Consider the following 1325-nt stretch of genomic DNA (forward strand, 5'->3'; position numbering starts at 1 on the left):
GTGTTCTTCGGATCAGGCAGGCGAGGCGTCATGGTGGCGTGCGCGGCGGCGTCGCTGGCAGGGCTCTTCGTGCTGCGCGGCGGCGGCGCGCCGGCGACGGAGCGGCGGCTCGACCTGCCGGAGGCGCTCCGGCGCTACGCGGCGATCCTGCGGCTGCGGGCGGCGCGCGTGCTCTACCTGGCGGTCTTCATCGAGGGCGCGCTGGTCTTCGGCATCTTCCCGTTCCTCGCGCCGCTCTTCGTCGAGCGCGGGCTGGCGGCGGGCAGCGGCGCGGCGGAGGCGGGGCTGGCAGTGGCCTTCTACGCCTTCGGCGGCTTCGCCTTCGCGGCCCTCGCCCCGATGCTGCTGCGGCGCCTGGGCCAAGCAAGGATGATCGTGCTGGGGGGTGCGACGCTCGCCGCCGGGCTGCTCGCGCTGGGCTTCATGCCGGTGGCCTGGGTCGGAATCGGCGCCTGCCTGGTGCTCGGGCTCGGCTTCTACATGATCCATTCCTCCATCCAGACGCGGGTGACGGAGGTGGCGCCGCAGGCGCGCGGCACGGCGGTGGCGCTGCACGCCTTCAGCTTCTTCCTCGGCCAGTCGCTGGGGCCCGTGCTGATGGGCGGGATGCGGGCGGTGCTGGGCCCCGCCGGCGCGCTGGTCGCGGCGGCGGCGGGGATGCTGGCGCTGGCGATCTGGCTGGCGCCGCGGGGCGCGAAACCAGCGTCGTAACCGCCCTGATCAGGTTCGCGATTCGCCCCGAGAACGGAACGAGCGGTGAATCAGGGACTTAGGGTGCAACCGGAAAAGGTGGAGAATCAGTCACCTGGCCCGAGTCGCGCGAACGAATCGCTGACTCCTCGCGCGTGTTCTCCCAGCACAAGACCTTGGGGTGATTCGGTTTTTCACCCACAAGCGCGTTCGCCTGCCGCCGCCCGAGTCGCGACTCGGCGCGGCACAAGATCTTGGGAGTCGCACCTGCGCGACACGCAATCATGTTCGCGCCGTCCGCGCCGAGTCGCGCGAACCGAAGTTGCGCGGCAACGCAGCGTCTCCCGTCGAAGATCGGGCACCAGACCGGGGCAGCCCGCGGAACTGCGAAGCGGTTCCGTGGGGAGGTCCTAGAAGTCTGAGACGCGGCCCTTTCGCTCCCAGTCGCCGTAGCGCGTCGGCTCCGGCCCGGACGGCCCGCCGACCTCCTTCAGCCGCACCGGCTCCTCCTTCGGCGGATCGCCCGCGGGCGGGCGCTTCTCGCCGGGCAGCGGCGGCTCGATGTCGGGCGGGGGCTGGCTCGGGCCGGGGGCGGGATCCGGCACCGGGCGGCCGGGCGCCGGCCCGGTCGGGTC

The 1325-nt window shown here is 72.9% G+C and carries 2 protein-coding genes; one reads left to right on the forward strand and one right to left on the reverse strand.

Features of this window, described 5'->3' with window-relative positions:
* The coding region (locus tag L2I40_RS23275) for an MFS transporter (protein WP_237217731.1) at positions 1–711 on the forward strand (711 nt) is incomplete at its 5' end.
* A gap of 389 nt (positions 712–1100) precedes the next feature.
* On the opposite strand, the gene L2I40_RS23280 is transcribed toward L2I40_RS23275, so the two are convergent.
* On the reverse strand, positions 1101–1241 hold the full coding sequence (locus L2I40_RS23280) for a DUF1674 domain-containing protein (protein ID WP_237217732.1): 141 nt from the start codon (positions 1239–1241) through the stop codon (positions 1101–1103).
* Positions 1242–1325 lie beyond the last annotated feature (84 nt).

Origin of the sequence: Falsiroseomonas oryziterrae (genome assembly GCF_021864505.1) — a bacterium.
GTDB lineage: Bacteria > Pseudomonadota > Alphaproteobacteria > Acetobacterales > Acetobacteraceae > Falsiroseomonas > Falsiroseomonas oryziterrae.